The 1712-nt window shown below is 68.1% G+C and carries 2 pseudogenes; both read right to left on the reverse strand.

The features are described from left to right. Nucleotides 1-971, reverse strand: a pseudogene (locus tag B9G38_RS17000) (DNA-directed RNA polymerase subunit A'); the annotation flags it as partial. Nucleotides 972-977: 6 nt separating this feature from the next. Beyond that, nucleotides 978-1712 (reverse strand): annotated as a pseudogene (locus B9G38_RS17005) (DNA-directed RNA polymerase subunit B); the annotation flags it as partial.

A 1712-nucleotide genomic window follows, 5' to 3' on the forward strand; every position in this document is an offset into this window, starting at 1 on the left:
GCCTCGCGGTTCTCCATGAACCGCTGGTTGATCCGGATGATGTCGACCAGCTTGTGGGTGAGGTCGTCCTCGGAGCGCTGACCGTTGTCGAGCGTGATCGAGGGACGAGTGGTCACCGGCGGGACCGGCAGCACCGTCAGGATCATCCACTCGGGGCGGGAGTGCTCGGAGTCGATGCCGAGGACCTCGAGGTCCTCGTCCGGGATGTCCTCGAACCAGTCGCGGATGTCCGAGGGCATCAGCTTGTTCATGTCCTCCTCGGTGAGGTCGACGTCGAGCGCCTTCTCGATGGCGCGGCGGTCCTCCTTGCGGGGGCGGAACTCGCCGGCCATGATCTCGTTGACCCGATCGAGGGCGATGCCGGTCGCGTCGGCGAGCTCCTGCGGGGAGGTGCCGGGGTCGTCCTCCTCCTCGTCGGGCTGCATCGCGGCCGCGATGCGCTCGGAGTAGTCGCCCGAGAGCACGTCCTGGACCTCGTAGTAGGTGGTCGGCTTCTCGTGTTTGATGTCCGCCTGCGGCTCGCCGCAGAACGGGCAGGTGGACGCCTTCCGGGCCTGCCGGACGGCGGCCTTCAGCACGTCGTGTTCGTCGTCGCCGAGCTCCTTCGCCCGCTCGTAGCGGTCGCGGAACTCGTCGCGCTGCGCGTCGTCCAAGGCGAGCCGCCCGCACTCGCGGCACGTGGAGCGGAGCAGCCGCCGGATGAGCTTCGTGAAGCCCACGTGGATGACGGGGGCGGCCAGTTCGATGTGGCCGAAGTGGCCGTTACAGGAGCCGGAGTGCGAGCCGCAGGTCCGGCACTCCAGGCCGGGGTCGATGACGCCCAGCCGCGGGTCCATCAGCCCCATGTCGATCGGATAGCCGTCGTCGTCGTACGTGTCGGCCGTGATCACCTTCGTCGCGGACATGTCCCGGTACGTCTCCGGGTCCATGAGGCCGAAGTCGATCCCGCCGAGCACTTTCGGTGTTTGCATTGACATCTAAATCGCGTCCTCCAGTTCGAGTTTCGGTCGGATGCCGAGGGCGATCATCTCGTCGAGCAGCAGCTTGAACGCGTAGCTGACCTCCAGCTCGTGGATGTCGTCCTCGTCGCCCGTCACCGGGTCGTACACGCGGCGCTGCTCGCGGTCCTCGACGGCCACGAGCCCGGTCTCCGCGGAGACGTGGACCGTCTCGGCGTCCGAGGACTCCAGCAGCCGCTCGTTGAGCACCATCGACGCGCCGTGGCCGATGATCGTGTCGCGCTCCATCTCCCCGACGCGCAGGCCGCCCTCGCGGGCCCGCCCCTCGGTCGGCTGGCGCGTGAGCACCTGGACCGGCCCGCGCGAGCGGGCGTGGAGCTTGTTCGACACCATGTGGTACAGCTTGTGGTAGAAGATCGTCCCGACGAAGATCTCGGCGTCGATCTTCTCGCCGGTGACGCCGGAGTACATGACCTCCTTGCCGGAGGACTCGAAGCCGTACTCCTCCAGCTGACCGCGGAGCTCCTCCTCGTCTTCCCCCTGGAACGGCGTCCCGTCGACGCGCGAGCCGCGGAGCGAGCCGACCTTCCCGCCGAGCATCTCCAGCACGTGGCCGACCGTCATCCGCGACGGCAGCGCGTGCGGATTCATCACGAGGTCCGGGACGACCCCCTCCTCGGTGAACGGCATGTCCTCCTGGGGCGCGAGGTGGCCGACGACGCCCTTCTGTCCGTGTCGGGACGCGAACTTGTC

This window comes from Halorubrum sp. SD612 (assembly GCF_002135005.1).